Below are 26,833 nucleotides of genomic sequence, written 5' to 3' on the forward strand. Positions count from 1 at the left end.
CGTTCGACTTGCATGTGTTAAGCACGCCGCCAGCGTTCGTCCTGAGCCAGGATCAAACTCTCCGTAAAAAAATTACGACCCCCAACCCCGAAGAGAAGGAGAGTCAAGTTTGACCTCTAGCAAATAAGACATCTCTCCGACCCGAAAGCCGGAAGCTGACATCAATTTCCAAAGGAATCCCAACCCGATCCGAAGATCAAGGCCGGGGTATAAAATTGGCATTGAACATAGTGCACGCTGTTGAGTTCTCAAGAATCGGACACATCCCGCCTCCACACCAGAACGGTGCTTCACAACGGAAGTGATCGAAGTTTGCTGTTGCTTGCGTCATACGCGTCTTCTCGGTAGACTAGGAGAAGTTTCTTTCTCCCTGTCGCCGTGGCAACTTGTATAACTTAGCACATCCGCAGGCCGTGTCAAATCCGGCTTCTTCGCGATGCCGTCACGCTCATAGGCGCTCCGACGTTGCTCGGTTCAGGACTTGAGTCTTGCGCCGGGCGGCGAAGTTGCTTGGATCCGAGGGATCCTGCGAAGGCTTTACATCCGTGCGGCAGACCTGCTCCGAAAAGCCGTCTTGCCGAGTGGATGGTCCCGATTGAGGCCGGGACGTAGGAGCTGCTGCTCTTTCCGTTTCCCTGCGGCCTTTGTGGCGACTCGGAATAAGTTACGCAGCGATCGCGGTGCTGTCAAACGACGGGCCGAAATCGCACATCCCGGGCGTGTCGGGATCAGGGGTCCTCCCCGTCGGCGCCCGGTTCCGCGGGCGGATCCGGGGTCCGAGCCGGCTGCATCGGACCGAGGCGGGCACCCGCGCGCGCGGGATCCGACTCCACCGAGTGGAAGGACCCTCCCCGGAAACGACGAGGAGCGCGCGGCCCGGATCGCTCCGGTACCGCGCGCTCCTCGAGGGGATGCCGGGACTACGCCCCGATGCCGACCGCCTCGGGGGAGACGTCCGCACCGGGAGCCGAGGGCTCGAGCGCCTCGGCGACGCGCTGCGAGAGCGACGAGTCGACGTTCGCCCAGTACTGGAGCACGCGCTGCCGCAGCTCCGGACGGGTGACCTTCGACACGTGGCCGGCGATGTTCGCGACCAGGCGGGCGCGCGCGTCGTCGTCGAGGACCTCGCGGTAGAGCGTCCCCGCCTGACCGAAGTCGTCGTCCTCCGGGTGGAGGGTCGCCGCGGCGCGCGTCAGCTCGCCGTCGGTCTCCCAGCCGGCCGACTCCGCCGCCCGGGCGGGATCGGCGTGGGCGCCGCCCATCGTGTTCGGCGCGTAGACGGGCACCTCGGACTTCTGGAAGTCGAACCGCATGGGGCCGTCCTTCGAGTACGAGTGCACCGGCGACTTCGGCGCGTTCACCGGCAGCTGCGCGTGGTTGGTCCCCACGCGGTAGCGGTGCGCGTCGGCGTAGCTGAAGATGCGCGCGAGGAGCATCTTGTCGGGGCTGGCCGCGATCCCGGGCACGAAGTTCGAGGGGGCGAACGCCGCCTGCTCGATCTGCGCGAAGTAGTTCTCGGGGTTCCGGTCGAGCGTCATGGTGCCGACCTGGATCAGCGGGTAGTCCGAGTGGGGCCAGACCTTGGTGAGGTCGAACGGGTTGAACCGGTAGCTCTTCGCGTCCTCGTACGGCATGACCTGCACGGACAGCGTCCACGAGGGGAAGTCGCCGCGGTCGATGGCGGAGGACAGGTCGCGGATGTGGAAGTCCGCGTCCTCACCGGCGATCTGGTCGGCCTGCTCCTGGCTCAGGATCTCGACGCCCTGATCGGTCTTGAAGTGGTACTTGACCCAGAAGCGCTCGCCGGCGGCGTTGATCCACTGGTAGGTGTGCGAGCCGAAGCCGTCCATGTGCCGCCACGAGGAGGGGAGGCCGCGGTCGCCCATGAGCCATGTGACCTGGTGGGCCGACTCGGGCGAGAGGGTCCAGAAGTCCCACTGCATGTCGTGGTCGCGCAGGTGGCTGCCGGGCAGGCGCTTCTGCGAGCGGATGAAGTCGGGGAACTTGATGCCGTCGCGGATGAAGAAGACGGGGGTGTTGTTGCCGACGAGGTCGTAGTTGCCCTCGCTCGTGTAGAACTTCAGCGCGAAGCCGCGGGGGTCGCGCCAGGTGTCGGGCGAGCCCTGCTCGCCGGCGACCGTGGAGAACCGCGCGAGCATCTCGGTCTCGACTCCGGGCTGGAAGAGCGCGGCACGCGTGTAGGCGCTGACGTCGGCGGTGGTGGTGAAGCGTCCGAAGGCTCCGCCGCCCTTGGCGTGGACGACCCTCTCCGGGATGCGCTCACGGTTGAACTGGGCCAGCTTCTCGACGAGGTAGTGGTCGTGGAGCGCGAGGGGTCCGTCGGCTCCGACGCTCAGCGAGTGGTCGTCACTCGCGACCGGTGCTCCGGAGTTCGTGGTGGTGAATCGTTCCTCGGTCATGTTCCTCCTGTCGGCGAGGGGCACGGGGCCCGCCGCTGCGGTGTAGCGGATGTCGGTCAGTGGGCCAGGGCCAGGCAGTCGGGGCAGGTGCCCCAGAACGTGACGTCGGCGGTGTCCACGGCGAAGCCGCTCGCGGTCTGCGGATGCAGGCACGGCGCCTCCCCGACGACGCAGTCGACGTCGGCCACGGCCCCGCAGCGCCGGCACACCACGTGGTGGTGGTTGTCGCCGACCCGCAGCTCGAACCGGCGGGGGTGGCCCTCCGGCTCGATGCGGCGGACGATCCCGGCGTCGGTGAACGCCGAGAGCACTCCGTAGACCGCCTGGGCCGAAGCCTCGGGGAGGCCCTCGCGCACTCGGGCCAGGACCGCGTCCACCCCGGAGTGCGGGTGCTCCTCGAGAGCGAGGAGCACCGCGCGCCGGGTGGCGGTGACCTTGAGCCCGGAGGCTCGGAGCCGCTCGTCCACTGTCGTCATGCCGAGGACACTACCCGAGTTGTCTTGAGCGGATCAAAACAACGGGCGGCGTGGCGCGCTCGTCCGGGTGAACGGCCGGGAACGCTCCGGCGGCCACGCGGAGGCTCCGATCAGGCGACCGGACCCTCGACCAGCACGACCTGGGCGGAGCGGGCGGCGCCCGCGGAGTCGGTCCACGAGATCGTCACCGACTCCCCGGGCTCGCGCTGCGCGAGCGAGGCGGACAGCTGGTCGGCCGAGGCGACGGTGACCCCGTCGACCGCGGTGACGACGTCCCCCGCCTCGAGGCCCGCCTGCGCGGCCGGCCCGCCCTCGACGACTCCGCCGATCACGGCGCCGGACGCGGTGGTCGCGAGCGCGCGCGAGGTCGGCGACGCGGTGCCGGAGGAGAGGGAGACGCCGAGGAAGGCCGGATAGCCGATCTCGACGGTGGCCGTGTCGGCGCCCGCCTCGATGGTGGCCACGATGTCCAGGGCCTTCGAGATCGGGATCGCGAAGCCGGTGATGTCGACCGTCCCGCTGGAGGCGGCGGTGTCCATCCCCACGACGCGGCCGGCGGAGTCGACGAGCGGGCCGCCGGAGTCGCCGGAGACGATGTCGGCGTCCGTCTGGATCAGCCCGGTCAGCGTCTCGGCGGAGATCCCCGACTCGGAGCGGGTGGTGATCTGCTGATCGAGACCGGTGACCGTGCCGGTGGCGGCGACCAGGTCGCCCGTCCCTCCCGCGTTGCCGACGGCGGTCACGGTGTCGCCCACAGCGACCCCGTCCGTGTCGAGCGAGGCGGGGGTGAGGCCGGAGGCGTCCTCCAGCTGCAGGACGGCGACGTCGTTCGTCGCGTCGGTGCCGACGACGCGGGCGGTGTAGCTGCGGCCCGTCGACTCCACCGTGACCGAGATCGCGGTGGCGCCCTCGACGACGTGGTTGTTGGTGAGGATCATGCCGTCGGAGGTGAGGATCATGCCGGTGCCGGCCGAGCGGGCGCCCTGGTAGGTGAGCTCGGAGGTGATCGTGACGACGCCGGCGGTCTGCGCGGTGCTCGCGGCCACGGCGTCGGTCGCGCCGGTGGCCGGCTCGGCGGCGGAGGAGCCGCCCTGCGTCGAGCCGTACGGGGAGGAGCCGCCCTGCGTCGAGCCGCCCTGCGTCGATCCGCCCTGCGTCGATCCGCCCCAGGAGGGGACGATCACGTACCCGCCGCCGAAGGATCCCCGCGAGCCGCCGGGGTAGACGATCGTAGCGGCGCCGGCCGAGGCGGAGGAGGCCGCCTCGGTGCGGCCGGCGGTGGCGACTCCGCCTGCTGTCACTCCGATCAGCACGGCGAGGCCGAGGCCGCCGGCGATCAGTGCCCGACGACGACGACGACGGTCGTCCGCGCGCAGCGCGCGCACCTCGTCGGCGCCCGTCGCCTCGGTGGTGGCGGGCTGGTCGGTGAGCTCTCGCTCGTCGGATTCGTGTCGCTCGTTCATGGTGTCGTCCTCGTGCCGGGGCCGCCCCTGACGGCGACCGGTTCCCATTCCACGCCCGGCCTCCCGGCGCCGCCTGGACGATGCTTATGCGGTTCCTATGAGCGCTCGCCCCTCTGAATGGTTGTAGCTTCAACCAAAAGCGGGTAGCGTCTCCGCCGTGACCACCTCCTCCCCCGACCTGCTCGCTCCCGACACCGCGATGGGCGCGGTGACCCTCCGCGTCGCCGACCTCGACGGGATGATCGCCTACTACCGCGACGCCGTGACGCTCGAGCTGCTCTCGCACGACGGACCGGTCGCGGTGCTCGGCCGCGGCGGAGTGCCGGCCGTGATCCTCCAGCACGCGCCCGAGCTGGTGCACGCCTCGCCGCGCAGCGCCGGCCTCTTCCACACGGCGATCCTCTTCGAATCGGAGGCGGCGCTCGCCGCGGCCGTGTACAGCGTCGCGAGCCGGCACCCCGGCTCCTTCACCGGCAGCTCCGACCACCTGGTCAGCAAGGCCTTCTACTTCGACGACCCCGAGCACAACGGCGTCGAGCTCTACTGGGACCGCGACCGCACGCAGTGGTCGTGGACGCACGGGCGGATCGAGATGAGCACGCTCTTCCTCGACCCGAACGCGTTCCTGCAGGAGCACCTCACCGAGGAGTCGATCGCGCAGCCGCGCCTCGGCGGCGCCTCCGTCGGCCACGTGCACCTGAGCGTGGGCGACGTCGCCACGGCGAAGGAGTTCTACGTCGACCGGCTCGGCTTCGAGACGACGATCGCGTACGGCGGGCAGGCGCTCTTCGTCTCGGCGGGCGGCTACCACCACCACATGGCGATGAACACCTGGAACTCGGCGGGCGCCGGACGCCGGCAGCAGGCCCTCGGCCTCGGACAGGTCGAGATCGTGGTGCCCGGCGCCGACGACCTCGGCGCGCTCGGCGAGCGGCTGGCCCGCTCCGGAGTCGCCACCCGCGACGACGGCCGCACCCTCGCCTTCGAGGACCCCTGGGCGAACGCGATCCGCGTCACGACCTTCTGAGCGCCGCCGACCGCGGGGACCCCCGCGGGTACGATGGTCGCGCGGAAGACCGCACTCCCCCGAGACTCCGGAGAACACGGTGCCCACGATCGTCGTTGAAGTCATGCCCAAGGCCGAGCTGCTCGACCCGCAGGGGAAGGCCGTCGCCGGCGCGCTCGCGCGGCTGGGCCACTCCGCCCTCCACGGCGTGCGGGTGGGCAAGCGCTTCGAGATCACCGTCGACGAGGTGACCGACGAGGTGCGCGCCTCGGTGCAGCGCATCGCCGACGAGATGCTCTCGAACTCGGTGATCGAGGACGTCGTCGGGATCCACTACCCGGCGGAGGCCGCCCGATGAGGATCGGCGTCATCACCTTCCCCGGCTCGCTCGACGACCGCGACGCCCAGCGCGCCGTCCGGTTCGCGGGTGCGGAGCCGGTCGCGCTGTGGCACGGCGACCACGACCTCGACGGCGTCGACGCGATCGTCCTGCCCGGCGGCTTCTCCTACGGCGACTACCTGCGCTGCGGCGCCATCGCCTCCCACTCCCCGATCATGCGCGAGGTCGTCGACGCGGCGAACGCCGGGACCCCGGTCCTCGGCATCTGCAACGGCTTCCAGATGCTCACCGAGGCGCACCTGCTGCCCGGCGGCCTGATCGCGAACGACATCGGATCCTTCGTCTGCCGCGACCAGCGCCTGATGGTCGCGAGCACCGAGACCGCCTGGACGAACGGCTTCGAGCCCGGCCAGGAGATCACGATCCCGCTGAAGAACGGCGAGGGCGGGTACATCGCCTCGGCCGACACGCTGCTCGAGCTCGAGGCGGAGGGACGCGTCGTCGTCCGCTACCTCGGCCACAACCCGAACGGCTCGATGAACGACATCGCCGGCATCAGCAACCGCCGCGGCAACGTGGTGGGGCTCATGCCGCACCCGGAGCACGCCGTCGAGGAGGGCTTCGGGCCCGACACGGCCGCCGCGATGCGCTCGGGTGTGGACGGGCTGACGTTCTTCACGTCGGCGCTGAAGTCGCTGCTCGCCTCCGCCTGACGCATCCGGTCCGGGCGGCTCCGCCCGCCCGCGACGCACGAGACCCCCGGTTCCGGCCGGGGGTCTCGTGCGTGATGGGCGATGTTCGCGGCGCCGCTCAGGGCCCGGTCAGAACCTCGGGCTCGGGGGTCATCGAGATGGTGGGGATCGAGGCGGTGATCACGGTGCCGTCGGAGCGGCGGGTGCCCTCGATGTCGGACGTGGTCGGCGCGCCGTGCAGGCGGCGGCCCTGGTGCGTGAGCGGGACGCGCACGGGGCTGCCGGCGGCGACGTGCACGCGCTCGTCGCGGACGGTGATCGCGGCGGAGTCGCCGGTCTCGACCGTCAGCAGGACCTCGGTCTGCGTCACCTCGACGCGCACGCGCGTGCCGTGGAGGGTGATGCGGAAGGCGAGGCGGTCCCAGTCGTCGGGAAGGCGCGGATCGAGCGTGATCCGGCCGCCGTGGTCGCGCATCCCGCCGAAGCCGTAGACGAGGGCGCTCCAGACGCCGCCCGTCGAGGCGACGTGGATGCCGTCCGCGGTGTTGCGGTGCAGGTCGGCGAGGTCGACGAACAGCGCCGATAGGAAGTAGTGGCGGGCCAGGTCGCTGTAGCCGACCTCGGCGGCGATGATCGACTGCACGACGGCCGAGAGGGTCGAGTCGCCGGTGGTCAGCGCGTCGTAGTACTCGAAGTCGGCACGCTTCTGCTCGGCGGTGAACTCGTTGCCCTGCAGCAGCAGCGCGAGCACGACGTCGGCCTGCTTGAGCACCTGGAAGCGGTAGATCACCAGCGGGTGGAAGTGCAGCAGCAGCGGGCGCTTGCTCGCGGGGGTGTTCTCGAGGTCCCACAGCTCCTTCTCGAGGAAGGCCGCGTCCTGCGGGTGGATGCCCGCCCGCGCGTCGAAGGGGATGTGCATCTTCTCGGCGGCGCGCGCCCACTCGAGCACCTCGCCCTCGTCGAGAGCGAGGCGGTCGGCCATCCGCTCGTACGCGGCGGGCTCGACGGCCTTCAGCAGCTCGACGGCGCGGGCGGCCGAGCGGAGGTTCGCCCGGGCCATGACGTTCGTGTACAGGTTGTCGTTGACGACGGTCGTGTACTCGTCCGGCCCCGTCACTCCGTGGATGTGGAAGTGATCGTCGCCGTTGCTGCGCCAGAAGCCCAGATCGGCCCACATCCGCGCGGTCTCGACGAGGATGTCGATCGCTCCGCGGGCGAGGAAGTCGTCGTCGCCCGTGGCACCCACGTACTGCATGAGCGCGTAGGAGATGTCGGCGTCGATGTGGTACTGAGCGGTGCCGGCGGCGTAGTACGCCGACGACTCCTGACCGTTGATGGTGCGCCAGGGGAAGAGCGCGCCGCGCTGGTTGAGCTCGGAGGCGCGCGCCCGGGCGGCCTCGAGCATGTTCTGCCGGAAGCGCAGGGCGTTCCGGGCGACGAGGGGCGCCGTGTAGCTGAGGAACGGGAGGACGTAGACCTCGGTGTCCCAGAAGTAGTGGCCGCCGTAGCCGGAGCCCGAGACGCCCTTGGCCGCGACTCCGCCGCCGTCGGTGCGGGCGGTGGACTGGGCGAGCTGGAAGAGGTTCCAGCGGGTGGCCTGCTGGATGGCGGGCTGGCCGTCCAGCTGCACGTCGGAGCGGGTCCAGAAGTCGTCGAGCCACTCGCGCTGCTTGACGAACTGCTCCTCGACCGGCGTTTCGCGGGCGCGGTCGAGCGTGCGGTCGCAGCGGTCGGCGAGCTCGCGCACGGGCACGCCGCGGGAGGTGTGGTAGGTCAGCGTCTTGACCAGGCGGACCGGCCGGCCGGCCTTGGCCTTCACGCGGTAGACGTGCTTGGCGAGGTCGTCGTCGATCTGGGAGGTCTGGTCCCACTCGTTCTCGGTCTCGAGCTGGTGCTCGGCGCCGCAGGCGACGGTCATCTGGGAGTTGGTGGTCCGGTAGCCGAGGAGGTAGCGGGTGCCGCTGACGCGCTTGAGGCGCGGCTGGAGCACGCGGTCCTCGAACGACTCCGCCTTGCGCGGGTCGAAGCCGGCGCCCTCGCTGCCGGAGGGGGCGTGGTACTCGTCCACGCCGTCCTGGCGGTTGAGGATCTGGCTCGAGATCAGCACGGACGCGTCGTGGTCGAGCATCTCGACCTCGTAGTCGAGGATCGCGAGGTGCCGGTCGGTGAACGAGACCAGGCGGCGCGAGCGGATCAGGACGCGCTTGCCGGAGGGGGTGCGCCACTCCAGCTCGCGGGTGAGCACGCCGTTCGCGAAGTCGAGGCGGCGCGAGTAGGCGAGGACGTCGGCCTCGCTCAGCACGAAGGGCTCGTCGTCGACGTAGAGGCGGATGATCTTGGCGTCCGGCACGTTGACGATGGTCTGGCCGACGCGGGCGAAGCCGAACGCCTCCTCCGCGTGGCGGATGGGCCAGGTCTCGTGGAACCCGTTGATGAAGGTGCCGTAGGCGTAGCCGTCGCGCCCCTCCTCCACGTTGCCGCGGAGGCCGAGGTAGCCGTTGCCGGTGGCGAAGAGCGTCTCGGTGCGGCCCTGCAGCTCGGAGGCGAACTCGGTCTCGACGAGGGCCCACTCGTCGATCGGGAAGCGGTTCCGGTCGAGCGGGTCGGAGGTGATGGGGTTCATGCGGCGTCCTCGGGGGCGGGAGCGGTGGGGAGGAAGGGGAGCAGCTCGGCCAGGTCGTCCACGACCAGGTCGGCGCCGTGCTCGAGCAGGGTGTCGGCCCCGACTCCGCGGTCGACGCCGACGACGAGGCCGAAGCCGCCCGCGCGGCCTGCCGCGACTCCGGAGTGCGCGTCCTCGAGGACGGCGCACTCGGCGGCCGGGAGGCCGAGGAGCTCGGCCGCGTAGAGGTAGGTGTCGGGCGCGGGCTTGCCGGCGATCGAGCGATCGGCGGCGAGGAGCCCGTCCACGACGACCTCGAAGCGGTCGCGGAGGCCGGCCGCCTCGAGCACCGGCACGCCGTTGCGGGAGGAGGTGACGACGGCGACCTGCACGCCCGCGGCGATCGCGGCGTCGACGAAGCGGAGCGAGCCCGGGTAGGGAGCGACGCCGGTCTCGGCGAGGGTGCGGTTGAAGGCGTCGTTCTTGCGGTTGCCGAGCCCGCAGACGGTCTCGAGCGACGGGTCGTCCTCGGGCGCGCCCTCGGGGAGGGTGATGCCGCGCGAGGCGAGGAGCGCCCGGACGCCGTCGTACCGCGGGCGTCCGTCGATGTACCGGAAGTAGTCGGCGTCGGTGTAGCCCTCGGCGATCCCGCGCGAGGAGAGGTACTCCGTGAACAGCCGCGACCAGGCCTGCATGTGGACGTCGGCGGTCGGCGTGAGCACGCCGTCGAGGTCGAACAGGAGCGCGCGGACGCCGCGGAGGGCGGAGGCGTCGGGGCGCGTCGGGGATGCAGTCACGGCGGGGAGGACCTCTGATCGGGGGCAGGCGTTCGGCGGTTCCGCCGATGACGGTCGTCCGCCGCGGACTGCAGGTATCGTATACGCCCCCCGGCCGCCGTGTGGAACCGTTTACACGTCCGTCATCTGCGCGCCGCCGGGGGCGTCGATCCGCTCGGGGGCGAGGCGGTGCCGCCCGAGGGGGAGCATCAGCGGGGTGCCCGAGGTCGGGTCGGTGATGATGCGGCTGTCGAGGCCGAACACGGCGAGCACCGTCTCCTCGGTGAGCACCGCGGCCGGGGTGCCGGAGGCGTGCACCGCGCCGTGCGCGATGGCCACGAGGTGGTCGGCGTAGCGGGCGGCCATGTTGAGGTCGTGCAGCACCATCACCACCGTCGTCCCGCGGGTGCGGTTGAGGTCGACGAGCAGGTCGAGCACCTCGATCTGGTGACTGACGTCGAGGAAGGTGGTCGGCTCGTCCAGCAGCAGCACGTCGGTCTCCTGCGCGAGGGCCATCGCGATCCAGACGCGCTGGCGCTGCCCGCCGCTGAGCTCGTCGACGGAGCGGTCGGCCAGGGCGGCGGTGTCGGTCGCGTCGAGCGCGGTCGCGACGGCCTCGTCGTCGTGGGCGCTCCAACGGCTCAGCATCCCCTGGTGCGGATGGCGGCCGCGGCCGACGAGATCCGCGACGGTGATGCCCTCCGGGGCGATCGGCGACTGCGGGAGGAGGCCGAGCGTGCGGGCGAGCTGCTTCGCCGGCGTCCGGTGCACGGCCCTGCCGTCGAGCAGCACGGCGCCGGAGCGGGGCGCGAGCAGGCGCGACATCGAGCGCAGGAGCGTCGACTTGCCGCAGGCGTTCGCTCCGACGATCGCGGTGATGCGGCCGGGCGGGACGACGAGGTCGAGGCCGTCGACGACGGTCCGGTCGCCGTAGCCGAGGGTGACCCCCTCGGCCGTCAGGGTATGCGCGGTGGTCACAGTGAGCCTCCCGCTCTGTTGCTGCGGACGATGAGGTAGACGAGGTACGGCGCCCCGAGGACGCCGGTGACCACTCCGACCGGATAGCGCAGGCCCAGCCCGAACTGCCCGACGAAGTCGGCGACGAGCACGAGCAGCGCGCCGACGAGGGCCGAGGGGATGAGGAGCGACGCGCCGGGCCCGATCAGGCGGGCGGCGATCGGGCCGGAGAGGAAGGCCACGAACGCGATCGGGCCGGCGGCGGCCGTCGCGAAGGCGATCAGCCCGACCGCGGCGACGATCACGACGAGGCGGGTGGCGTTCACGCGGATGCCGAGCGCGGAGGCGGTGTCGTCGCCGAGCTGCGTGGCGGAGAGGTCGCGCGAGCGCGAGAGCAGGACGGGGGTGAGGACGACGACCGCGGCGAGGACCGGCACGACCTCGCTCCAGCTCGCGCCGTTGAGGCTCCCGGTGAGCCAGCGGGACGCCTCCTGCAGGTCCCACGCGGCGGCCTGCGAGAGCACGTAGGCGGTGAGGGAGTCGAGCATCGCGGCGACCCCGATGCCGATCAGGATCAGCCGGGTGCCGGCGACTCCGCTGCGGTAGGACAGGGCGTAGACGAGCAGGGCGACCACGAGTCCCGCGACGATCGCGAGGGCCGAGACCTGCGCCGCCCCGAGCGAGAGCGTCACGATCGCGAAGGCCGCGGCGGCGCTCGCCCCGGCGCTGATCCCGATGATGTCGGGGCTGGCGAGCGGGTTGCGGAGCATGGTCTGGAAGCTCACTCCGCCGAGCCCGAAGCACAGGCCCACCAGCAGGGCGAGGACGGCGCGCGGGAGGCGGAGGCGCCCGACGGTGAAGCTCGCCCCGGGGACCTGCTCGCCGAGGATCACGCGGAGCACCTCGTCGGGCGAGTAGACGGTCTGGCCGACCAGCAGGGAGACGGCGAGGACGGCCGCGATCAGGACAGCGAGCACGGCGACGACGATCCGGCGGCGGGCCCCGCGGCGGCGGCGGCCGGCCGCGACGGCGCGGGCGGTGGCGGCGGGCGCCTCGACCAGCGCGGTCACAGCTCGCGCACCTTCTGGCGGCGGACGATCGCGATGAACACCGGGGCGCCGACCAGCGCGGTGACGATGCCCACATCGATCTCGCTCGGGCGCGCGACGACGCGGCCGACGATGTCGGCGGCGATCAGGAGCACGGCGCCGGTCACCGCCGAGAACGGCAGCAGCCAGCGGTGGTCGACGCCGACGAGGAGGCGGCAGGCGTGCGGGACGACCAGGCCGACGAAGCCGATGGGCCCCGTGACCGCGGTCGTCGCTCCGCAGAGCACGACCGCGCCCAGGGCGGCCCCGCCGCGCGCGAGGGCGACCCGCTCCCCCAGGCCCGCGGCGAGCTCGTCGCCGAGCGCGAGGGTGTTGAGGCTCTTGGCCGAGAGAACGCAGAGGACGAGGCCGGCCAGGAGGAAGGGGAGCACCTGCGCGATGCTCGCGGACGTGGCGCCGCCCACTCCGCCGATCTGCCAGGAGCGGATGCCGCCCGCGATGTCGGCGCGCGGCAGGACGATCGCGCTGATCACCGAGACCAGCGCGGCCGAGGTGGCGGCGCCGGCCAGGGCGAGCTTGAGCGGAGTCGCGCCGCCGCGCCCGAGCGACCCGACCGTGTAGACGAAGACCGCGGCGACCGCGGCCCCGCCGATCGCGACCCAGACGTAGGCGGCGGAGCTCGTCAGCCCGAAGAAGACGATGCCCGTCACGACCGCGAGCGAGGCGCCGGTGTTCACCCCGAGGATGCCGGGGTCGGCCAGCGGATTGCGGGTCACCCCCTGCATCAGCACGCCGGCGACGCCGAGGGCCGCGCCCGCGATCGCGGCGAGCACGGTGCGCGGGATGCGCTTGGCGACCGCGGCCTGCGCGAACCCGTCCGTGGACCCGCCGAACGCGGCGATCACGTCGCTCCACGCCACCTCCCGCGACCCCACCAGCACCGAGACCACGGCGGCGGCGAGCAGCACGGCCACGGCCGCGACCAGCCAGAGGGCGCGCAGCCGCCTCGGGCGGCGCACGGCGGCGACGCCCGAGGCGGCGGGAGGAGCGGCGAGGGGCACGCGGGTCGGGTCCCGGCTCAGGCGGCCGGAGTGCTCTGCGCGGCCTTGGCGGCGGCCTCGTCGAGCAGGTCCAGGTAGTCGTCGAGGACCCACGAGATCGAGAGCGGCGTCGGGTTGGCGGCGGTGCCGAGCGGGGTGGAGGGCAGGCGCACGATGGCGTCGTCGGCGACCGCGGGGATCTGCGAGAGCAGCGGGTCGGCCTTGAGGGTGCTCACGAGCTCGTCGTCGCCGTAGGTGACGATCACGTCGACGTCACTGAAGGCGTCGGCCTGCTCGGCGCTCTGCGTGAGCGAGAACTTGTCGGTCGCGGCGGAGGCGGTCGCGATGCTGCCCGGGGTGGCCATGCCGAGGTCCTCGAAGAACGCGGGGCGGGTGTCGTGCGAGGTGTAGAAGCTGACCTGGCTGAGGTCGGTCGGGTCGACGTGGGTGAGGAACATCGCCGAGGTGCCGGCCAGCTGCGGGTGCGCGGCGACCTTCTCCTCGATCTCGCCCTCGAGCTCGGTGATCAGCGCGGCGCCCTCGTCGGCCCTGCCCATCGCCTCGCTGTTCAGCGTGATCATGTCGCGCCAGGAGGTGCCCCAGGCGGTCTCGGGGTAGGCGACGACCGGGGCGATCTCGCTCAGGGTGTCGTAGTCCTCCTGCGTGAGGCCGGAGTAGGCGGCGAGGATGACGTCCGGGTCGGTGTCCGAGACGGCCTCGAAGTCGATGCCGTCGGTCTCATCGAAGAGGACGGGGGTCTCGGCACCGAGCTCGTCGAGCTTCTCGCTCACCCAGGGGAGGAGCCCGTCGCCGTCGTCGTCGCCGAAGTTGGCGGCGGCCATGCCCACGGGGACCACGCCCAGCGCGAGCGGGACCTCGTGGTTGGCCCAGTTGACGGTCGCCACGCGCTCGGGCGCCGACTCGATGGTGGTGGTGCCGAGAGCGTGCTCGATCGTGATCGGCGCGAAGCCGCTGTCGGCGGCGGCGTCGTCTCCGGCGGCCGAGCCGCTGCAGCCGGCGAGGCCGATCGTCAGCGCGGTGGCGGCGAGCAGGGCGAGGGGCGTGGTGGCGCGGGGCATGGGTCCCTTTCGAGAGGCTGTGCGGGAGGCGGCGCAGGGTCCGAGTGGACCGGCACTAAGGACAGCCTAACCAAAGAATGTGCGTGCTCTCAGCCCCGATTCCTCGCCTCCCGAGGTCGGAGGCGCCCGGAGGTGCCGCTCGCGGAGCCCGGCGACGGCCCTGCCACGGCCGCGGACGTCACGCCGTCGCGAGCCTCTCGACGGTGCGCAGGTTCCGGGTCGTGGTGCTCGAGCGGTAGGCGGATCGGGCGAGGATCCGTGCGACCGGCGTGTCCGTCGAGGAGCCGCGCGGGCAGCGCCAGTAGAGGACACCGGCGCCCCGGGTGACAAGCTCGACCGCCGGATCCGGCTCGCCGATCGCGGCCTGCGCGGCGTCGAGCGCCTCCTCGTCCGAGCCGAAGACGACGTACGGATGCGCCTCCTCGTCGATCCGCGGGAACGGGTAGGCGGCGAGCACCGCGGCGAGCGCCTCCTGCGTCACGAGCACGATCCAGGCGTCGTAGCCGAACCGCTCGGCGAGCGCCGCCTCGAGCGCGGGCTTCAGCTCGGCGGCCGGGCGGTCGGAGTCGAAGGCCGCGTTGCCGCTCGCGAGGACCGTCCGCACCCGGTCCACGCCGATCCCGGCGACCGTCTCGGCGAGCTCGGCGCTGCGGACGGTGCGGCCGTTCACGTTCACTCCGCGGAGGAGGGCGAGGAACCGGGTCATGCGGCCGACGGTAGCGTGACGGCATGGCGCGCGGAAGCGGACGACGACGACCCCGGCGGACCCTCGAGGAGGAGATCCTGCGGGCGAGCGAGCGCGGACCCGGGGCGAGGACGCGGGCGGAGACCGTCCCTCCCTCCGGACGCCGGCTGGTGGCGCCGCCCGCCTCGGGCACCCTGCTCCACCTCGACGTGGACGCGCTGGTGGCGCTCGCCGCGCGGGAGGACCTGCTGATCGCGCTGGAGCGGCGGATCGGCGAGCACGCGGTGGCCGCGACTCCGGTGCTCTCGTGGTGGTCGGCGACTCCGTCGGTCCCGGGCGAGGAGGAGGAGCGCCGGCTCGACGCGCTCGTGCTGCGGACGGTGGAGCTCGGGGCGGGGCCGGCCGACGACGTGGACTCGCGGCTGCGGGAGCTGGCGCACGAGGGCGGTCTGGACGAGCTGGGCGCCGCGCTGGCGCTGCTCGCGCGGGTCCCGGATCCGCCGGCGGCGTTCCAGGATCCGGACGGGTTCCTGCGCGTGACGGTCCCGGAGTCGCCGTTCGAGCGGCGGCTCGAGGTCCTCGCGGAGGCGCAGGGCCGGGCGGGCGAGCTGCTGGTGCTGCTGCGCGACTGCGCGTTCACCGCGACCCTGCCGCGGCGGCGCTCGGCGATCGCAGCGATGAGCGGGCGGATCCGGGCGGCCGTGGTCCCGGGGCGCCTCGACTCCCGGCGGCTGGACGAGCTCGCGCAGGCGGTGGACGCGGCGCTCGAGAAGCGGTGGACCGTGCTCTGACGGCGGTCCGCGTTACGGGCGCGCCCGTCGCGGTGACCGTTCGCGCACCGGTTCAGCCCCCGCGCACCCCGGGTGAATAGGCTGGACGGATGCCTCTCACCGGTCTCGACCTCCGCCGCTTCCCCGCCGCCCTGAACGACGAGGGCGGTCCCGACGCCGCCACCGCCGCGTGGGCCACCGCGATCAACGCGGGCTTCCACGAGAAGGAGTTCACGCCGGAGAAGCTGCGCGACTGGGCCGAGCACATGGTCGCCGATCAGCGCGTGCTCACCGCGGTCGTCGACTCCTCCGCCCCCGAGGGACTCGACGGCGCGGGCGTGCCGGTCGGCACCTACGCGGCGTTCCCCGGGGCCCTGCAGGTCGGCGGGGGACGCGAGCTGCCGGCGCACCTGGTGTCGCAGGTGACCGTGCGGCCCACGCACCGGCGCCGCGGCATCCTGCGCGCGATGATCACCGAGGACCTGCGCCTGGCGAAGGAGGCCGGCACCCCGGTCGCCGCGCTCACGGCGAGCGAGGCCTCCATCTACCGCCGGTTCGGCTTCGGCCGCTCGGCCTTCACCCGCTCGATCCGCGTCGACACCGGACCGCGCTTCGGCCTGCAGACCGAGCCCGCCGGCCGCGTCGAGGTGGTCGCGACGAGCTGGCTGCAGCCGCGCATCCCCGCGGTGTTCGCCGCGTTCCAGGCGTCGACCCCCGGCTCGCTCACCCGGCAGTCGCGCTACGAGGCGAACTCCGTCGGCACCGCGTCCGGCGAGACCACGCCCGGCCTCGACGTCCGCTCGGCCGTCCACCTCGACGAGGAGGGGACGCTCGACGGCTTCGTGACCTACCGCGCGGTCGGGCCCGAGGACGACAAGACCCTCGAGATCGTCGACCTCGTCGCCCCCGGCGCCGACGCCTACCTCGCGCTCTGGGGCTACCTCGGCGCGGTCGACCTCGCCTCCGCGGTGACCTGGGACATGGCGCCGGTGGACGATCCGCTGACCTGGGCGCTCCGCGACGCGCGCGTGGTGCAGGTGAGCCACGTGGGCGACCTGATCTGGCTGCGGATCCTCGACGTCGCCGCCGCGTTCTCGGCCCGGCCGTGGACCGCTGACGGCTCGGTCGTGGTCGAGGTGGCCGACGGGCTCGGGCTCGCCGACGGCCGCTACCGCCTCACCGCCTCGGGCGGTTCCGCCACCGTGGAGCGCACCGGGGACGAGGCCGAGCTCGCGCTGGACGTGGCCGACCTGGGCTCGCTGCTGCTGGGCTCGGTGCGGCCGTCGATCCTGGCGAAGGCCGGGCTGGCGCGCGTCACGGGCGAGGCGGGGCGGATGGACCGCCTGTTCGCGCCGATCGCGACGCCGTACTGCATCTCGTTCTTCTAGGGGGCACCGCCCTCCCGGCGGCACCGCCCTCTCGGCGGCAGCGCGCGGCCGGCGGTGTCCGGCTCCCGCGCCGCCGCCGCCCCCGCGCATCCGCGGCCGCCGCGGACTGCCAGCCGCCTCCGGGCGTCCGCGCATCCCGCGTCGGTCATGCTGGAGGACCCGTCCCCGACATCGGCAGGAGTTCCGCGTGGGTGCATCCGTGATCGTCGACGTCATCGTCGTGCTGAGCCTCATCGGCGCGCTCGTCGACGGTCTGCGGCGCGGTCTGCTCCGGACCCTCGGCGGTCTCGCCGGGATCGTCGCGGGCGCGATCGGCGCCTCGTTCGCCGTGCCCGCCGTCTCGTCGTGGGCGGCCGGCAGCGAGTGGCGCCTGCTCGCCGTGATCGGCACCGCCGTGCTGCTGCTGGGCGTCGGCTACGCGATCGGAGCGACGCTCGGCGCGGTCATCGGCCGCGGAGCCGACCGCGTGAAGCTCGGCCTGCTCGACCGACTCGCGGGCGGCGTCGCCGGCGTCGCGATCTCCGGCCTGGTCTGGATCGCCGTCACCTCGGCCGTCTCCCTCCTCGGCGTCCCCCTCGTCACGACCTCGGTCGCCGGCTCGACGGTCATCCGCACGATCGACGACCTCACCCCCTCCCCCGTCCGCGCCTTCCTCGCCCAGCTGCAGTCGACCGTGGTCGACGAGGGCACGTCGTGGGTCGTCGAGGCGCTCGACGCTCCCACCCGGGCGCCCGCGATCCCGGACGTCTCGACCGACGACCCGGAGGTCGCCGCCGCCACCCGCTCGGTCGTGCGCGTCTCCGGCACGGCCTGGGCCTGTGACGTCGGAGTGACGGGCAGCGGCTTCGTCGTCTCGGACGACCGCGTGATCACCAACGCGCACGTGGTCGGCGGAGTCTCGCAGCCGGTCGTCGAGGCGCCGGGCGAGGCCCCGCGCACCGGCCGAGTCGTCTACCTGGACCCGGCCGCCGACCTCGCCGTGATCGCCGTCGACGGGCTCGACGCCTCCCCGCTCCCGCTCGACGACGCCGTCGCCGCCGGGGACGACGCGGTGGTCGCGGGCTACCCCTTCGGCGGCCCGCTGACCCTCGGCTCGGCCGAGATCTCCTCCGACGCCACGGTCTCGCTGATGGTCGACGGAGCACCGACCTCACGGGAGGTGCTGACCCTCGCCGCCATCGTCAACCAGGGCAACTCGGGCGGTCCGCTGCTCTCTCTCGAGGGCACCGTGTCGGGCGTCGTCTTCGGCAAGGCCGCCTCCGTCGACAACGTCGGCTACGCCATCCCGCTCTCGGTCCTCACTCCCGTGGTCGAGCAGGCCGCCTCGCTGACGGACGCCGTCGATCCGGGGGCCTGCCGCTCGAAGTGAGCGGTCACGGCAGCGGTCCGTCGACCAGCACGAGGGTGAGGTCGTCGAGCCGCACCGTCTCGGGCCGCGCCGACTCGAGGTAGGCGGACACGCGCGGATCGACGGGGAAGCGCGCCGACCGCTCGATCGCGATGGCGACGATCCCGGCGGACGACGGATCGGTCGTCACCCGGTCGCCGATGTAGGGCACGTAGACGCCCGAGGACATGCCCTGCGCGAGGACCAGGCCGCCGTCGAGGCCGCGCTCGCGCAGCACGTCGGCCACTCGCGCGATCCCGGTCGGCCGCTCCTGGGCGATCCCCGCCGAGGTGGCGATCGCGATCACGAGGGAGGCGGCCAGCAGCACCGCGCCGGCGCCGCGGGCGAGGGGTGCGGGCAGCACGATCCCGCCGCGCAGTGCCTCCGCGATGCCGATGCCCGCCAGCGCGCAGAGGAGCCACGCCCACGCCGCGTAGTAGTGCGGCAGCGCGACCGAGCTGATCGCCAGGTGGAACACGAGGAGGAGCAGCGTCGCGGCGCCCAGGTAGAGCACCAGCGCGCGGCGCCGCGGAGCGAGCAGGGACAGCAGGGTCCCGAGGAGCAGCACGGCGAGCGCCGCCGGCCCGATGCCGACGACCATGAACCAGAGGTTCGCCCACCACGGAGGGAAGACGTACGCGGTCCCGGCGACCTCGATCAGGTGGCCGTCGGCGTTGTGCTCGGACTGGAACTCGAGCAGGTACCGGACCGCCTCGACCGGGTGCACCGGCAGGTAGGCGAGCACCCCGGTGACGACGAACGCGATGGAGAGGGCGAGACCGCCCCGCAGAGCCCGGGCCCTGCTCCCCGACCACAGCAGCGGCAGCAGGAGCACGGGCGCGAGGACCGCGGTGGTCAGCTTCGAGGTGACCGACAGCGCCAGCAGTGCACCGGCCAGCGCGATCAGCCAGCCGCTCCGCCTGCCCGGCGAGGCGCGCGACCAGGTCCACGCCGCCGCCATCGCCGCGACGGCGAAGAGCACCATGAACGGCTCCAGGAGCGCGAGGCGGTCGATCCGGGTGCCGGCGCCCACGGCGGTGCGCGGGAGGAGGAGGAACAGGCCGGCCGGGACGAGCGCGAGCGTCGGGCCGAGCTCGCGCCGGAACCAGAGCCAGAGCACCACCCCGGTGAGGAACGCGGCCGCGCCGGCGGCGATCCTGCCCGCGAGCAGCCCCTCGCCGAGCAGCACCTGCGCGAGCCCGATCAGGTACTTCGCCGTCGGCGGATGCTCGAGGTTCGCGCTCACGTCGCCGTGCAGGTAGTCCCACCCCGCGGCGAGGTACACGGGCTCGTCCGACGAGATGTTCGCCGCTCCGAGGTTCCCGAAGCACTGGTAGAGCCCCCACAGCACGGTCCCGATCAGAGCCGCCCGCTTCACCCGCCCGATCCTAGGCGCCGATGCCCGCACCGCTCCACCGGAGGGCCCGGACCCCGGCGACCGCGGCGGGTAGGATCGACGCGCATCCCGTCCCCCTCCCCTGGAGCCTCCAGCACATGGCAGACAGCCGCACCGCCGTTCCCGACACCACTGCGAACGCGGAGGCGACGCCCGAGCGGGAGCAGCCCTACGCGGCCCTCGGACTCAAGCCCGACGAGTACGCGAGCATCCGCGAGATCCTCGGCCGCCGCCCCACGAGCGGCGAGCTCGCGATGTACTCGGTGATGTGGAGCGAGCACTGCTCCTACAAGTCGTCGAAGATGTACCTCCGCCAGTTCGGGCAGAAGGTCTCCCCCGCCATGAAGAAGAACCTCATGGTCGGCATGGGCGAGAACGCCGGAGTGGTCGACGTCGGCGAGGGCTGGGCCGTCACCTTCAAGATCGAGAGCCACAACCACCCGAGCTACATCGAGCCCTTCCAGGGTGCGGCGACAGGGGTCGGCGGCATCGTCCGCGACATCATCTCGATGGGCGCCCGGCCGGTCGCGGTGATGGACGCGCTGCGCTTCGGGGCGATCGACGACCCCGACACCGCGCGCGTGGTGCACGGCGTCGTGGCCGGCATCTCCTTCTACGGCAACTGCCTCGGCCTGCCGAACATCGGCGGCGAGACCTACTTCGACTCGGTCTACCAGGGCAACCCGCTCGTCAACGCGCTGGCCGTCGGCGTCCTCCGCCACGAGGACCTGCACCTCGCGAACGCCCGCGGCGTCGGCAACAAGGTCGTGCTGTTCGGGGCGCGCACCGGAGGCGACGGCATCGGCGGCGCGTCGATCCTCGCCTCCGACACCTTCGCCGACGGCGGACCGACCAAGCGCCCCGCGGTGCAGGTCGGCGACCCGTTCGCCGAGAAGGTGCTCATCGAGTGCTGCCTCGAGCTGTTCCGCAAGGACCTCGTCGAGGGCATCCAGGACCTGGGCGCCGCGGGCATCTCGTGCGCCACCTCGGAGCTGGCCTCCAACGGCGACGGCGGCATGTTCATCGAGCTCGACTCGGTGCTGCTGCGCGACCCCTCGCTCACGGCGGAGGAGATCCTCATGTCGGAGTCGCAGGAGCGGATGATGGCCGTCGTCACGCCCGAGAAGCTCGACGCGTTCCTCGAGGTCGTCGGCAAGTGGGACGTCGAGACCAGCGTGCTCGGCGAGGTCACCGACTCCGGCCGCCTCATCATCAACTGGCACGGCGAGGAGATCGTCAACGTCGACCCGCGCACCGTCGCGGTCGACGGCCCGGTCTACGAGCGCCCGATCGAGTACCCCTCCTGGCTCGACGCGCTGCAGGCCGACTCCTCCTCCCGACTGCCCCGCTCGACCGGCGGCGACGCGCTGCGCGCCGAGACCCTGGCGCTCCTGGGCTCGGCGAACCTCGCCGACAAGAGCTGGATCACCTCGCAGTACGACCGCTACGTGCTCGGCAACACCGCGCTCAGCTACCCCGACGACGGCGGCATGGTCCGCGTCGACGAGGAGTCGGGCCTCGGCTTCGCGGTCGCGACCGACGCGAACGGGCGCTGGTGCCAGCTCGACCCGGCGCAGGGCGCCCGCCTGGCGCTGGCGGAGGCGTTCCGCAACGTCGCCGTCACCGGAGCGACCCCGGTCGCCGTCTCGGACTGCCTCAACTTCGGCAGCCCTGAGAACCCCGAGGTGATGTGGCAGTTCCGCGAGGCCGTGGGCGCGCTCGCCGACGCCTGCCTCGAGCTCGAGATCCCCGTCACCGGCGGCAACGTCTCGTTCTACAACCAGACCGGCGACGTGCCGATCTTCCCGACCCCGGTCGTCGGCGTCCTCGGCGTGATCGACGACGTCGCGCGCCGCATCCCCTCCGGCTGGCAGGACGAGGGCGACAACCTCTACCTCCTCGGCACCACCCGCGACGAGCTCGACGGCTCGGCGTGGGCCGGCACGATCCACGACCACCTCGGCGGGCTGCCCCCGCAGCTCGACCTGGGCGCCGAGCGCGCGCTGGCCGAGCTGATCTCGGCGGGCGCGAAGGAGTCGCTCATCGCCTCCGCTCACGACCTCGCCGACGGCGGGCTCGTGGTGGCGCTGGCCGAGTCGGCGCTGCGCTTCGGCGTCGGGGCGCGCATCTGGCTCGACGAGCTGATGGAGCGCGACGGCGTCGACGCGACGGCCGCGCTGTTCTCGGAGTCGACCGGCCGCGTGCTCGTGTCGGTGCCGCGCGAGGACGACGTGAAGTTCCGCGGGCTCTGCGAGGGCCGGGGCTACCCGGTGCTGCGCATCGGCGTGACCGACGCGGCGACCCCCGCGGTCGAGGTGCAGGGCCTCTTCACGCTGCCGCTGGACGAGCTCCGCTCGGTGAACGGCGCCGTGCTGCCGCGCCACTTCGGCTGAGCGTCCGGGCGATCCGAGTCCGCAGGAGTCGCGGTGGTCGAGCTGGACCACCGCGACTCCTGCGGCACCGGCTCCGCTCCGGAGTTCCGTGATTACGGAATGTTTGCAATAGTGGAGCATGACCTCCTCCCGAGACCTCGCCGGCGAGGTCGACGAGCTCCGAGCGCGGCTGGACCGCCTCGAGCGCGCCGACACTCCCGCCGCGCCCGCCGCCGACGATCCGCTCTGGGCCCTGACCGCTCTCCGCGAGCGCCTGCCCTCTCCCGGCGGAGTCGTCTTCGCCGGCTCGGTCGCCACTCCGGCCGGCCCCGTCGAGTGGCAGTACGGCCTCAGCACCGACGCGTTCTTCGAGCGCGACTGGGGAGCGAGCCCCGGGCCGACCGCGCTCGCCGCGCTGGGCAGCCCCGTGCGCCTGCGGTTCCTGCAGGCGGTGGCCGGCGGAGTCGAGACCGTCGCGCAGCTCGCCGAGAGCGAGGGCGCAGGCACCACCGGGCAGATCTACCACCACGTCAACCAGCTGGTCGCCGCCGGCTGGCTGGAGGCGCGCGGCCGCGGCCGCTACGGCGTCCCGCCGGAGCGCCTCGTCCCCCTGCTCGTGATCCTGCTCGCCTCCGGAGGACCCCGATGACCCGCCGCCGCCTCGCCCTCGCCGCCGCCTCCGCCGCGGCCGTCGTCCTGCTCGGCGGAGTGCTGCTCCGCCCCTCCGCTCCCACCCTCTCGACCGAGGCGACGGGCGACGCCGAGATCGCCGAGTGGCTCCGGACCGACGTCGGAGACGGGGCGCGGAACCACCTCGTCGCCGCCGTGATCACGCCCGACGGCGTGCGCTACGGCGGACTCGGAGCCGACGAGCGGACCGAGGTCGAGATCGGATCGGTCACGAAGACGATGACCGCGCTCCTCCTCGCCCGGAGCGCCGCCGACGGGACGGTCGGGCTCGAGGACCCCGCCGCGGAGCACGCCGACGTCGGCGGCTTCACCGGGACGCTCGAGGAGCTGGCGACCCACCGCTCCGGCCTGCCGCGCCTCCCCACCGGTGTCGGCGACCTCGCCTCGACGCTCGTCGCCCAGCTGCGCGGCACGGACCCCTACTCGGGCTGGTCGGCCGACGACGTCCTCCGGCAGGCCGCCGAGGCGGACCAGGGCGAGCACGTGCACGCCTACTCGAACCTCGGTGCGGCGGTGCTGGGCCAGACGCTCGCCCGCGCCGAGGGCCGCGACTACGCCGACCTCCTCCGCGAGCGCGTCCTCGCTCCGCTCGGGATGACCGCGACCTCCGTCCCGGAGACCGCGGACGCCCTCCCCGCCGACGCGCCGACCGGCTTCTCGGCGAGCGGGCGGTCCGTCGACGCGTGGACGATGGCGGGCTACGCGCCGGCGGGCGGCGTCCGCTCCACGGCGGCGGACATGGCCCGCTACGCGCAGGCCCTCCTCACCGACGACCCCGCGCTGGGGGTGCCCGCGGCGAGCGTCCTGGATCCGCGGTTCGATGCCGACGGGGCGCGGATCGGCCTCGGCTGGTTCACCTCGGAGTCGGAGGACGGCGGATCCGTCACCTGGCACAACGGAGGGACCTCCGGCTACTCGACGATGCTCGCGATGGACCGGGAGCGCGGCGTGGCCGTGTTCGTCAACGGGGACACGGCGAGCTCGGTCGACGAGCTCGGCCTGCGCCTGCTGGAGCGCGCCGGGGAGGAGTCGTGATGATCGCCTCGATCCTCGTCCTGCTCGTCGTCGCGTTCACCGTCGGCCGCTTCGCTCTGGGGAGCGTCCCCCGGCGCCGGGCGGCCGGGCTCCTCGACCGCGACCGCGTCCGGACGCTCGCCCGCGGCGTCGAGGCCGTCGCCGTGCTGCTGCTCGGGCGGGCGCTCGTCGACTGGTCGGCGCTGACGCTGCTCCCCTGGGCCGCGCTGGTGGCTCTCACCGCGGCCGGGGCGGCCGGCGCCGTGCTGCGCTGGGGCGGGCTGCCGTGGTTCGAGGATCCGGCGCGCCGCCGCTCGCGGACGACCGGGCTCGCGGCGACCGTCGCCGTGTCGGCGGTCCTGATCGGCGTCCTGGGCTGAGTGCCGCGCACGTGCCGTCGGATCCGCGCCTTCCGCGGTGGTCGCGTGCTGCTGCGAGGCGGGAGGAGTGGCGGCGGGCGTCGGCGGCGTCAGCCGGTCTGCGCGGGGAGGTCGTCGGGCTCGGCGTTGTCGAGGACGCGGCCGTTCTGGTCGCCGACGCTCAGGACGGTCGCCGGGCGGAGGTTGAGGGTGTCGCCGCCGTAGAGGCTGTCGATGTCGACGCCGTCGCGGCGCACCGAGTTCAGCGCGGAGAGGTAGTCGGAGCTGATGCAGAACCGGCCCGCGATCCGCTCGCTGATGTCGCCCGCTGCCACCAGATAGGAGGCCGGGGCGCCGTCGGAGGCGGTGCTCGCCGTCCCGGTCGCGCCGACGCGGGTGCCGCGGTCGCGCACGCGCTCGAGGTCGACGCCGTCGAGCGTCCCCTCGTCGAGCGCCTGGACGACGCACTCGCCCGAGACGTCCTCGACGGGTGCGGGAGTGGTCGAGACGCTCGGCACCGGCCGCGGCGTGGACTCGGCTCCGGCGGCGGGCGGTGCGGTGGAGGCGGTCGGCTCGGCGGGTGGGGCGGCGGGGCTCGTCGCCTCCGCCGTGCAGCCGGCGAGCAGGACCACGGCGGAGAGGGCGATCACGAGGCGCTGCGTCGTCCGGACCATTCCGCGACTCTAACCCGGCACCCGGGCGGCCGGGCGCCACCGCGCCCAGCGGGCTGCGGGCGATCCGGTCGAGGCCGCTGGACCCGGCCGACGCGCAGGCCCGAGGCGGGGCGCGGGGTGGCCCCTGGACGGCGCGCCCCCGACTGACCTCCCCCGTCGATCGCACCCATGCCGAGCACCTGTTGGACACGCGGCCCGAACCGGAGTCGACTGGGACCATGCAGTACACGCACCTCGGCCGCACCGGCCTGTCCGTCTCCCGCACCGTCCTCGGCACCATGAACTTCGGCATGCAGACCGAGGAGAACGACTCGTTCGCGATCATGGACCGCGCGCACGAGCTGGGCGTCAACTTCTTCGACACCGCCAACGTGTACGGAGGCGAGGCCGGCCGCGGCGCCACCGAGGAGATCGTGGGCCGCTGGTTCGCGCAGGGCGGCGAGCGCCGCGAGCGCACCGTCCTCGCGACCAAGGTCTTCGGCGACATGGGCGAGTTCGCCGCTCCCGGAGCCGAGCGCGGCCGCGACTCCTGGCCCAACGGCGGCCGCCTCTCGGCGCTCACCCTGCGCCGCGCGCTCGACGAGAGCCTCCGCCGCCTGCAGACGGACCACATCGACCTCTACCAGTTCCACCACGTCGACCGGACGACGCCCTGGGACGAGATCTGGCAGGCGATGGAGGTCGCCGTCCAGCAGGGCAAGGTCCTCTACGTCGGCTCCAGCAACTTCGCCGGCTGGCACCTCGCCCAGGCGCAGGAGGCGGCGCGCGCCCGCCACTTCACCGGCCTCGCCTCCGAGCAGTCGATCTACAACCTGCTCGTCCGCGACGTCGAGCGCGAGGTCCTGCCCGCCGCGCTGCACTACGGGCTCGGCGTCATCCCCTGGTCGCCGCTGCAGGGCGGACTGCTGGGCGGCGTGCTCGAGAAGACCGCGGAGGGCGGGCGCCGCTCCTCCGAGCGCACCCTCGCCGCGATCGAGGAGCACCGCCCCGCCCTGGAGCAGTGGGAGGCGTTCGCCCGCGAGCGCGGCGAGGCGCCCGGCGAGCTGGCGCTGGCGTGGCTCCTCCACCAGCCCGCCGTCACCGGTCCGATCACCGGGCCGCGGACGCTCGAGCAGCTCGAGAGCGCCGTCGCCGCCGTCGACATCACCCTCGACGCCGAGGCCCTCGCGCGCCTCGACGAGATCTTCCCCGGCCACCGGACCGCCCCCGAGGACTACGCCTGGTGACCACCCACCCCACTGCGAAGGAGCATTCATGAAGCAGCGCACTCTCGGCGACCTCCAGGTCGGCGCGATCGGACTCGGCGGCATGCCGATGTCGATCGAGGGCCGCCCGGACCGCGAGCGCTCGATCGCCACGATCCACGCCGCCCTCGACGCCGGCGTGACCCTGATCGACACGGCCGACGCCTACCACCTCGCCACCCAGGACGACCTCGGCCACAACGAGCTGCTGATCGCGGAGGCGCTGCGCAGCTACGGCGGCGACACCTCCGCCGTGCTCGTCGCCACCAAGGGCGGCCACCTGCGCCGCGAGCCCGGCCCCTGGGATCAGGACGGCCGCCCCGAGTACCTCAAGGAGGCGGCTCGCGCGTCCGCGAAGCGCCTCGGCGTCGATGCGATCGGCCTCTACCAGTACCACCGGCCCGACCCGGCGGTCCCCTACGCCGACTCGATCGGAGCGCTGGCCGAGCTGCTCGACGAGGGCGTCGTCCTCCGCGCGGGCATCTCGAACGCCGACCCGGACCAGATCCGCGAGGCGCACGGCATCCTCGGCGAGCGCCTGGTCTCGGTGCAGAACCAGTTCTCGCCGTCGTTCCGCTCCAGCGAGCCGGAGCTCGAGCTCTGCGCCGAGCTGGGACTTGCGTTCCTGCCGTGGAGCCCGCTCGGCGGCATCTCCTCGGCGGGCGAGCTCGGCTCGCGCTACTCCGCGTTCGCGGCGGTCGCCGAGGCCCGCGGCGTGACCCCGCAGGTCGTCTGCCTCGCCTGGGAGCTGGCGAAGGCCCCGGTCGTGCTGCCGATCCCGGGCGCCTCCCGCCCCGAGAGCATCCGCGACTCCGCCACGGCGGCCGACCTGGAGCTCACGCCCGAGGAGCGGGCCTCGCTCGACTGAGCCCGTTCATCACGGAGGAGGGATCCGGTCGAGACACCGGTCCGACGCGGATCGCGGGATCTCGGCGCTGATCCCTCCTCCGTTGC

24 protein-coding genes and 1 rRNA gene are annotated in these 26,833 nt (G+C 73.0%); 12 read left to right on the forward strand and 13 right to left on the reverse strand.

The features are described from left to right. The 4 genes from C5C46_RS03495 to C5C46_RS17090 all read right to left on the reverse strand — a co-directional run. Nucleotides 1–68 (reverse strand): 16S ribosomal RNA (locus C5C46_RS03495); the annotation flags it as partial. Nucleotides 69–920: 852 nt separating this feature from the next. Beyond that, nucleotides 921–2,420 carry a catalase gene (locus C5C46_RS03500; RefSeq protein WP_104225680.1) on the reverse strand — a complete coding sequence of 500 codons (1,500 nt, stop codon included), beginning with the start codon at nt 2,418–2,420 and terminating at the stop codon, nt 921–923. 56 nt (nt 2,421–2,476) lie between these two features. Beyond that, nucleotides 2,477–2,896 (reverse strand): Fur family transcriptional regulator, encoded by a 420-nt coding sequence (locus C5C46_RS03505; RefSeq protein ID WP_104222735.1) that lies wholly within the window; start codon nt 2,894–2,896, stop codon nt 2,477–2,479. Between the two features lie 110 nt (nt 2,897–3,006). Beyond that, the gene (locus C5C46_RS17090) at nt 3,007–4,359 is read right to left on the reverse strand and encodes a S1C family serine protease (protein WP_146087086.1); all 1,353 of its coding nucleotides are present in this window, start codon (nt 4,357–4,359) and stop codon (nt 3,007–3,009) included. 199 nt (nt 4,360–4,558) lie between these two features. On the opposite strand from C5C46_RS17090, the gene C5C46_RS03515 reads away from it, so the two are divergent. The 3 genes from C5C46_RS03515 (at nt 4,559) to purQ (ending at nt 6,418) form a co-directional block, all read left to right on the forward strand. Continuing rightward, nucleotides 4,559–5,386 carry a VOC family protein gene (locus tag C5C46_RS03515; RefSeq protein WP_104225876.1) on the forward strand — a complete coding sequence of 276 codons (828 nt, stop codon included), beginning with the start codon at nt 4,559–4,561 and terminating at the stop codon, nt 5,384–5,386. A 79-nt stretch (nt 5,387–5,465) separates the two neighbouring features. Then, on the forward strand, nt 5,466–5,723 hold the full coding sequence (gene purS / locus C5C46_RS03520; protein WP_104222736.1) for a phosphoribosylformylglycinamidine synthase subunit PurS: 258 nt from the start codon (nt 5,466–5,468) through the stop codon (nt 5,721–5,723). Next, on the forward strand, nt 5,720–6,418 hold the full coding sequence (purQ, locus tag C5C46_RS03525) for a phosphoribosylformylglycinamidine synthase subunit PurQ (protein ID WP_104222737.1): 699 nt from the start codon (nt 5,720–5,722) through the stop codon (nt 6,416–6,418). The genes purS and purQ overlap by 4 nt, the downstream gene beginning before the upstream one ends. A gap of 97 nt (nt 6,419–6,515) precedes the next feature. Here purQ and C5C46_RS03530 read toward each other — a convergent pair whose 3' ends face one another. The 7 genes from C5C46_RS03530 to C5C46_RS03560 all read right to left on the reverse strand — a co-directional run bounded on the left by C5C46_RS03530 (nt 6,516) and on the right by C5C46_RS03560 (nt 14,606). Beyond that, nucleotides 6,516–9,020 (reverse strand): glycoside hydrolase family 65 protein, encoded by a 2,505-nt coding sequence (locus C5C46_RS03530; RefSeq protein WP_104222738.1) that lies wholly within the window; start codon nt 9,018–9,020, stop codon nt 6,516–6,518. After that, nucleotides 9,017–9,796, reverse strand: coding sequence for an HAD family phosphatase (locus C5C46_RS03535; protein WP_104225681.1), 780 nt, complete (start codon nt 9,794–9,796; stop codon nt 9,017–9,019). Before C5C46_RS03535 ends, C5C46_RS03530 begins: the two co-directional genes overlap by 4 nt. Before the next feature lie 111 nt (nt 9,797–9,907). After that, nucleotides 9,908–10,753 carry an ABC transporter ATP-binding protein gene (locus C5C46_RS03540; protein WP_104222740.1) on the reverse strand — a complete coding sequence of 282 codons (846 nt, stop codon included), beginning with the start codon at nt 10,751–10,753 and terminating at the stop codon, nt 9,908–9,910. Further along, nucleotides 10,750–11,802, reverse strand: a complete 1,053-nt coding sequence (locus C5C46_RS03545; protein ID WP_258059305.1) for an iron ABC transporter permease — start codon at nt 11,800–11,802, stop codon at nt 10,750–10,752. Before C5C46_RS03545 ends, C5C46_RS03540 begins: the two co-directional genes overlap by 4 nt. Next, nucleotides 11,799–12,842 (reverse strand): iron ABC transporter permease, encoded by a 1,044-nt coding sequence (locus C5C46_RS03550; protein WP_104225682.1) that lies wholly within the window; start codon nt 12,840–12,842, stop codon nt 11,799–11,801. The genes C5C46_RS03545 and C5C46_RS03550 overlap by 4 nt, the downstream gene beginning before the upstream one ends. Nucleotides 12,843–12,859: 17 nt before the next feature. Further along, nucleotides 12,860–13,900, reverse strand: coding sequence for an iron-siderophore ABC transporter substrate-binding protein (locus C5C46_RS03555; protein WP_104225683.1), 1,041 nt, complete (start codon nt 13,898–13,900; stop codon nt 12,860–12,862). Nucleotides 13,901–14,078: 178 nt separating this feature from the next. After that, complete coding sequence (locus C5C46_RS03560) at nt 14,079–14,606, reverse strand: DUF1697 domain-containing protein (RefSeq protein WP_104225684.1); 528 nt, start codon at nt 14,604–14,606, stop codon at nt 14,079–14,081. Nucleotides 14,607–14,629: 23 nt separating this feature from the next. Here C5C46_RS03560 and C5C46_RS03565 point away from each other — a divergent pair, with 23 nt between their 5' ends. The 3 genes from C5C46_RS03565 to C5C46_RS03575 all read left to right on the forward strand — a co-directional run bounded on the left by C5C46_RS03565 (nt 14,630) and on the right by C5C46_RS03575 (nt 18,112). Continuing rightward, nucleotides 14,630–15,376: a DUF2254 family protein gene (locus tag C5C46_RS03565; protein WP_104225685.1), complete on the forward strand. Its 747-nt coding sequence runs from the start codon at nt 14,630–14,632 to the stop codon at nt 15,374–15,376. 89 nt (nt 15,377–15,465) lie between these two features. Continuing rightward, nucleotides 15,466–16,743 (forward strand): GNAT family N-acetyltransferase, encoded by a 1,278-nt coding sequence (locus C5C46_RS03570; RefSeq protein ID WP_104222746.1) that lies wholly within the window; start codon nt 15,466–15,468, stop codon nt 16,741–16,743. A 187-nt stretch (nt 16,744–16,930) separates the two neighbouring features. Beyond that, the gene (locus C5C46_RS03575; protein ID WP_258059306.1) at nt 16,931–18,112 is read left to right on the forward strand and encodes a MarP family serine protease; all 1,182 of its coding nucleotides are present in this window, start codon (nt 16,931–16,933) and stop codon (nt 18,110–18,112) included. 4 nt (nt 18,113–18,116) lie between these two features. Here the strand turns inward: C5C46_RS03575 and C5C46_RS03580 are convergent, their stop codons facing one another. Further along, a complete protein-coding gene (locus C5C46_RS03580) occupies nt 18,117–19,508 on the reverse strand; it encodes a glycosyltransferase family 39 protein (RefSeq protein WP_181068040.1) in 1,392 nt (463 codons plus the stop codon). A gap of 116 nt (nt 19,509–19,624) precedes the next feature. Between C5C46_RS03580 and purL the strand changes: the two genes are divergently transcribed. The 4 genes from purL (at nt 19,625) to C5C46_RS03600 (ending at nt 23,982) form a co-directional block, all read left to right on the forward strand. Continuing rightward, the gene (gene purL, locus C5C46_RS03585) at nt 19,625–21,919 is read left to right on the forward strand and encodes a phosphoribosylformylglycinamidine synthase subunit PurL (protein WP_104222748.1); all 2,295 of its coding nucleotides are present in this window, start codon (nt 19,625–19,627) and stop codon (nt 21,917–21,919) included. 118 nt (nt 21,920–22,037) lie between these two features. Next, complete coding sequence (locus tag C5C46_RS03590; protein ID WP_104222749.1) at nt 22,038–22,547, forward strand: helix-turn-helix transcriptional regulator; 510 nt, start codon at nt 22,038–22,040, stop codon at nt 22,545–22,547. After that, complete coding sequence (locus tag C5C46_RS03595) at nt 22,544–23,623, forward strand: serine hydrolase (RefSeq protein ID WP_104225687.1); 1,080 nt, start codon at nt 22,544–22,546, stop codon at nt 23,621–23,623. Before C5C46_RS03590 ends, C5C46_RS03595 begins: the two co-directional genes overlap by 4 nt. Beyond that, nucleotides 23,623–23,982, forward strand: a complete 360-nt coding sequence (locus tag C5C46_RS03600; protein WP_104225688.1) for a hypothetical protein — start codon at nt 23,623–23,625, stop codon at nt 23,980–23,982. Before C5C46_RS03595 ends, C5C46_RS03600 begins: the two co-directional genes overlap by 1 nt. An 89-nt stretch (nt 23,983–24,071) precedes the next feature. Here the strand turns inward: C5C46_RS03600 and C5C46_RS03605 are convergent, their stop codons facing one another. Then, a complete protein-coding gene (locus C5C46_RS03605) occupies nt 24,072–24,635 on the reverse strand; it encodes a hypothetical protein (protein ID WP_104225689.1) in 564 nt (187 codons plus the stop codon). Between the two features lie 218 nt (nt 24,636–24,853). Here C5C46_RS03605 and C5C46_RS03610 point away from each other — a divergent pair, with 218 nt between their 5' ends. Together C5C46_RS03610 and C5C46_RS03615 are read left to right on the forward strand one after the other, a co-directional pair. Then, nucleotides 24,854–25,861, forward strand: coding sequence for an aldo/keto reductase (locus C5C46_RS03610; protein ID WP_104225690.1), 1,008 nt, complete (start codon nt 24,854–24,856; stop codon nt 25,859–25,861). Between the two features lie 28 nt (nt 25,862–25,889). After that, on the forward strand, nt 25,890–26,747 hold the full coding sequence (locus C5C46_RS03615) for an aldo/keto reductase (protein WP_104225691.1): 858 nt from the start codon (nt 25,890–25,892) through the stop codon (nt 26,745–26,747). Nucleotides 26,748–26,833: the final 86 nt, after the last annotated feature.

Origin of the sequence: Rathayibacter sp. AY1E6 (assembly GCF_002931115.1) — a bacterium.
In the GTDB taxonomy this organism is placed as follows: Bacteria; Actinomycetota; Actinomycetes; order Actinomycetales; family Microbacteriaceae; genus Rathayibacter.

Coding starts and splice junctions, on each gene's coding strand:
- C5C46_RS03500 (WP_104225680.1), bottom strand. CDS start 2,420: ATGACCGAGGAACGATTCACCACCACGAACTCCGGAGCACCGGTCGCG.
- C5C46_RS03560 (WP_104225684.1), bottom strand. CDS start 14,606: ATGACCCGGTTCCTCGCCCTCCTCCGCGGAGTGAACGTGAACGGCCGC.
- C5C46_RS03570 (WP_104222746.1), top strand. CDS start 15,466: ATGCCTCTCACCGGTCTCGACCTCCGCCGCTTCCCCGCCGCCCTGAAC.
- C5C46_RS03565 (WP_104225685.1), top strand. CDS start 14,630: ATGGCGCGCGGAAGCGGACGACGACGACCCCGGCGGACCCTCGAGGAG.
- C5C46_RS03590 (WP_104222749.1), top strand. CDS start 22,038: ATGACCTCCTCCCGAGACCTCGCCGGCGAGGTCGACGAGCTCCGAGCG.
- C5C46_RS03555 (WP_104225683.1), bottom strand. CDS start 13,900: ATGCCCCGCGCCACCACGCCCCTCGCCCTGCTCGCCGCCACCGCGCTG.
- C5C46_RS03615 (WP_104225691.1), top strand. CDS start 25,890: ATGAAGCAGCGCACTCTCGGCGACCTCCAGGTCGGCGCGATCGGACTC.
- C5C46_RS03530 (WP_104222738.1), bottom strand. CDS start 9,020: ATGAACCCCATCACCTCCGACCCGCTCGACCGGAACCGCTTCCCGATC.
- C5C46_RS03515 (WP_104225876.1), top strand. CDS start 4,559: ATGGGCGCGGTGACCCTCCGCGTCGCCGACCTCGACGGGATGATCGCC.
- purQ (WP_104222737.1), top strand. CDS start 5,720: ATGAGGATCGGCGTCATCACCTTCCCCGGCTCGCTCGACGACCGCGAC.
- purL (WP_104222748.1), top strand. CDS start 19,625: ATGGCAGACAGCCGCACCGCCGTTCCCGACACCACTGCGAACGCGGAG.
- C5C46_RS03610 (WP_104225690.1), top strand. CDS start 24,854: ATGCAGTACACGCACCTCGGCCGCACCGGCCTGTCCGTCTCCCGCACC.
- C5C46_RS03595 (WP_104225687.1), top strand. CDS start 22,544: ATGACCCGCCGCCGCCTCGCCCTCGCCGCCGCCTCCGCCGCGGCCGTC.
- C5C46_RS03505 (WP_104222735.1), bottom strand. CDS start 2,896: ATGACGACAGTGGACGAGCGGCTCCGAGCCTCCGGGCTCAAGGTCACC.
- C5C46_RS17090 (WP_146087086.1), bottom strand. CDS start 4,359: ATGAACGAGCGACACGAATCCGACGAGCGAGAGCTCACCGACCAGCCC.
- C5C46_RS03605 (WP_104225689.1), bottom strand. CDS start 24,635: ATGGTCCGGACGACGCAGCGCCTCGTGATCGCCCTCTCCGCCGTGGTC.
- C5C46_RS03600 (WP_104225688.1), top strand. CDS start 23,623: ATGATCGCCTCGATCCTCGTCCTGCTCGTCGTCGCGTTCACCGTCGGC.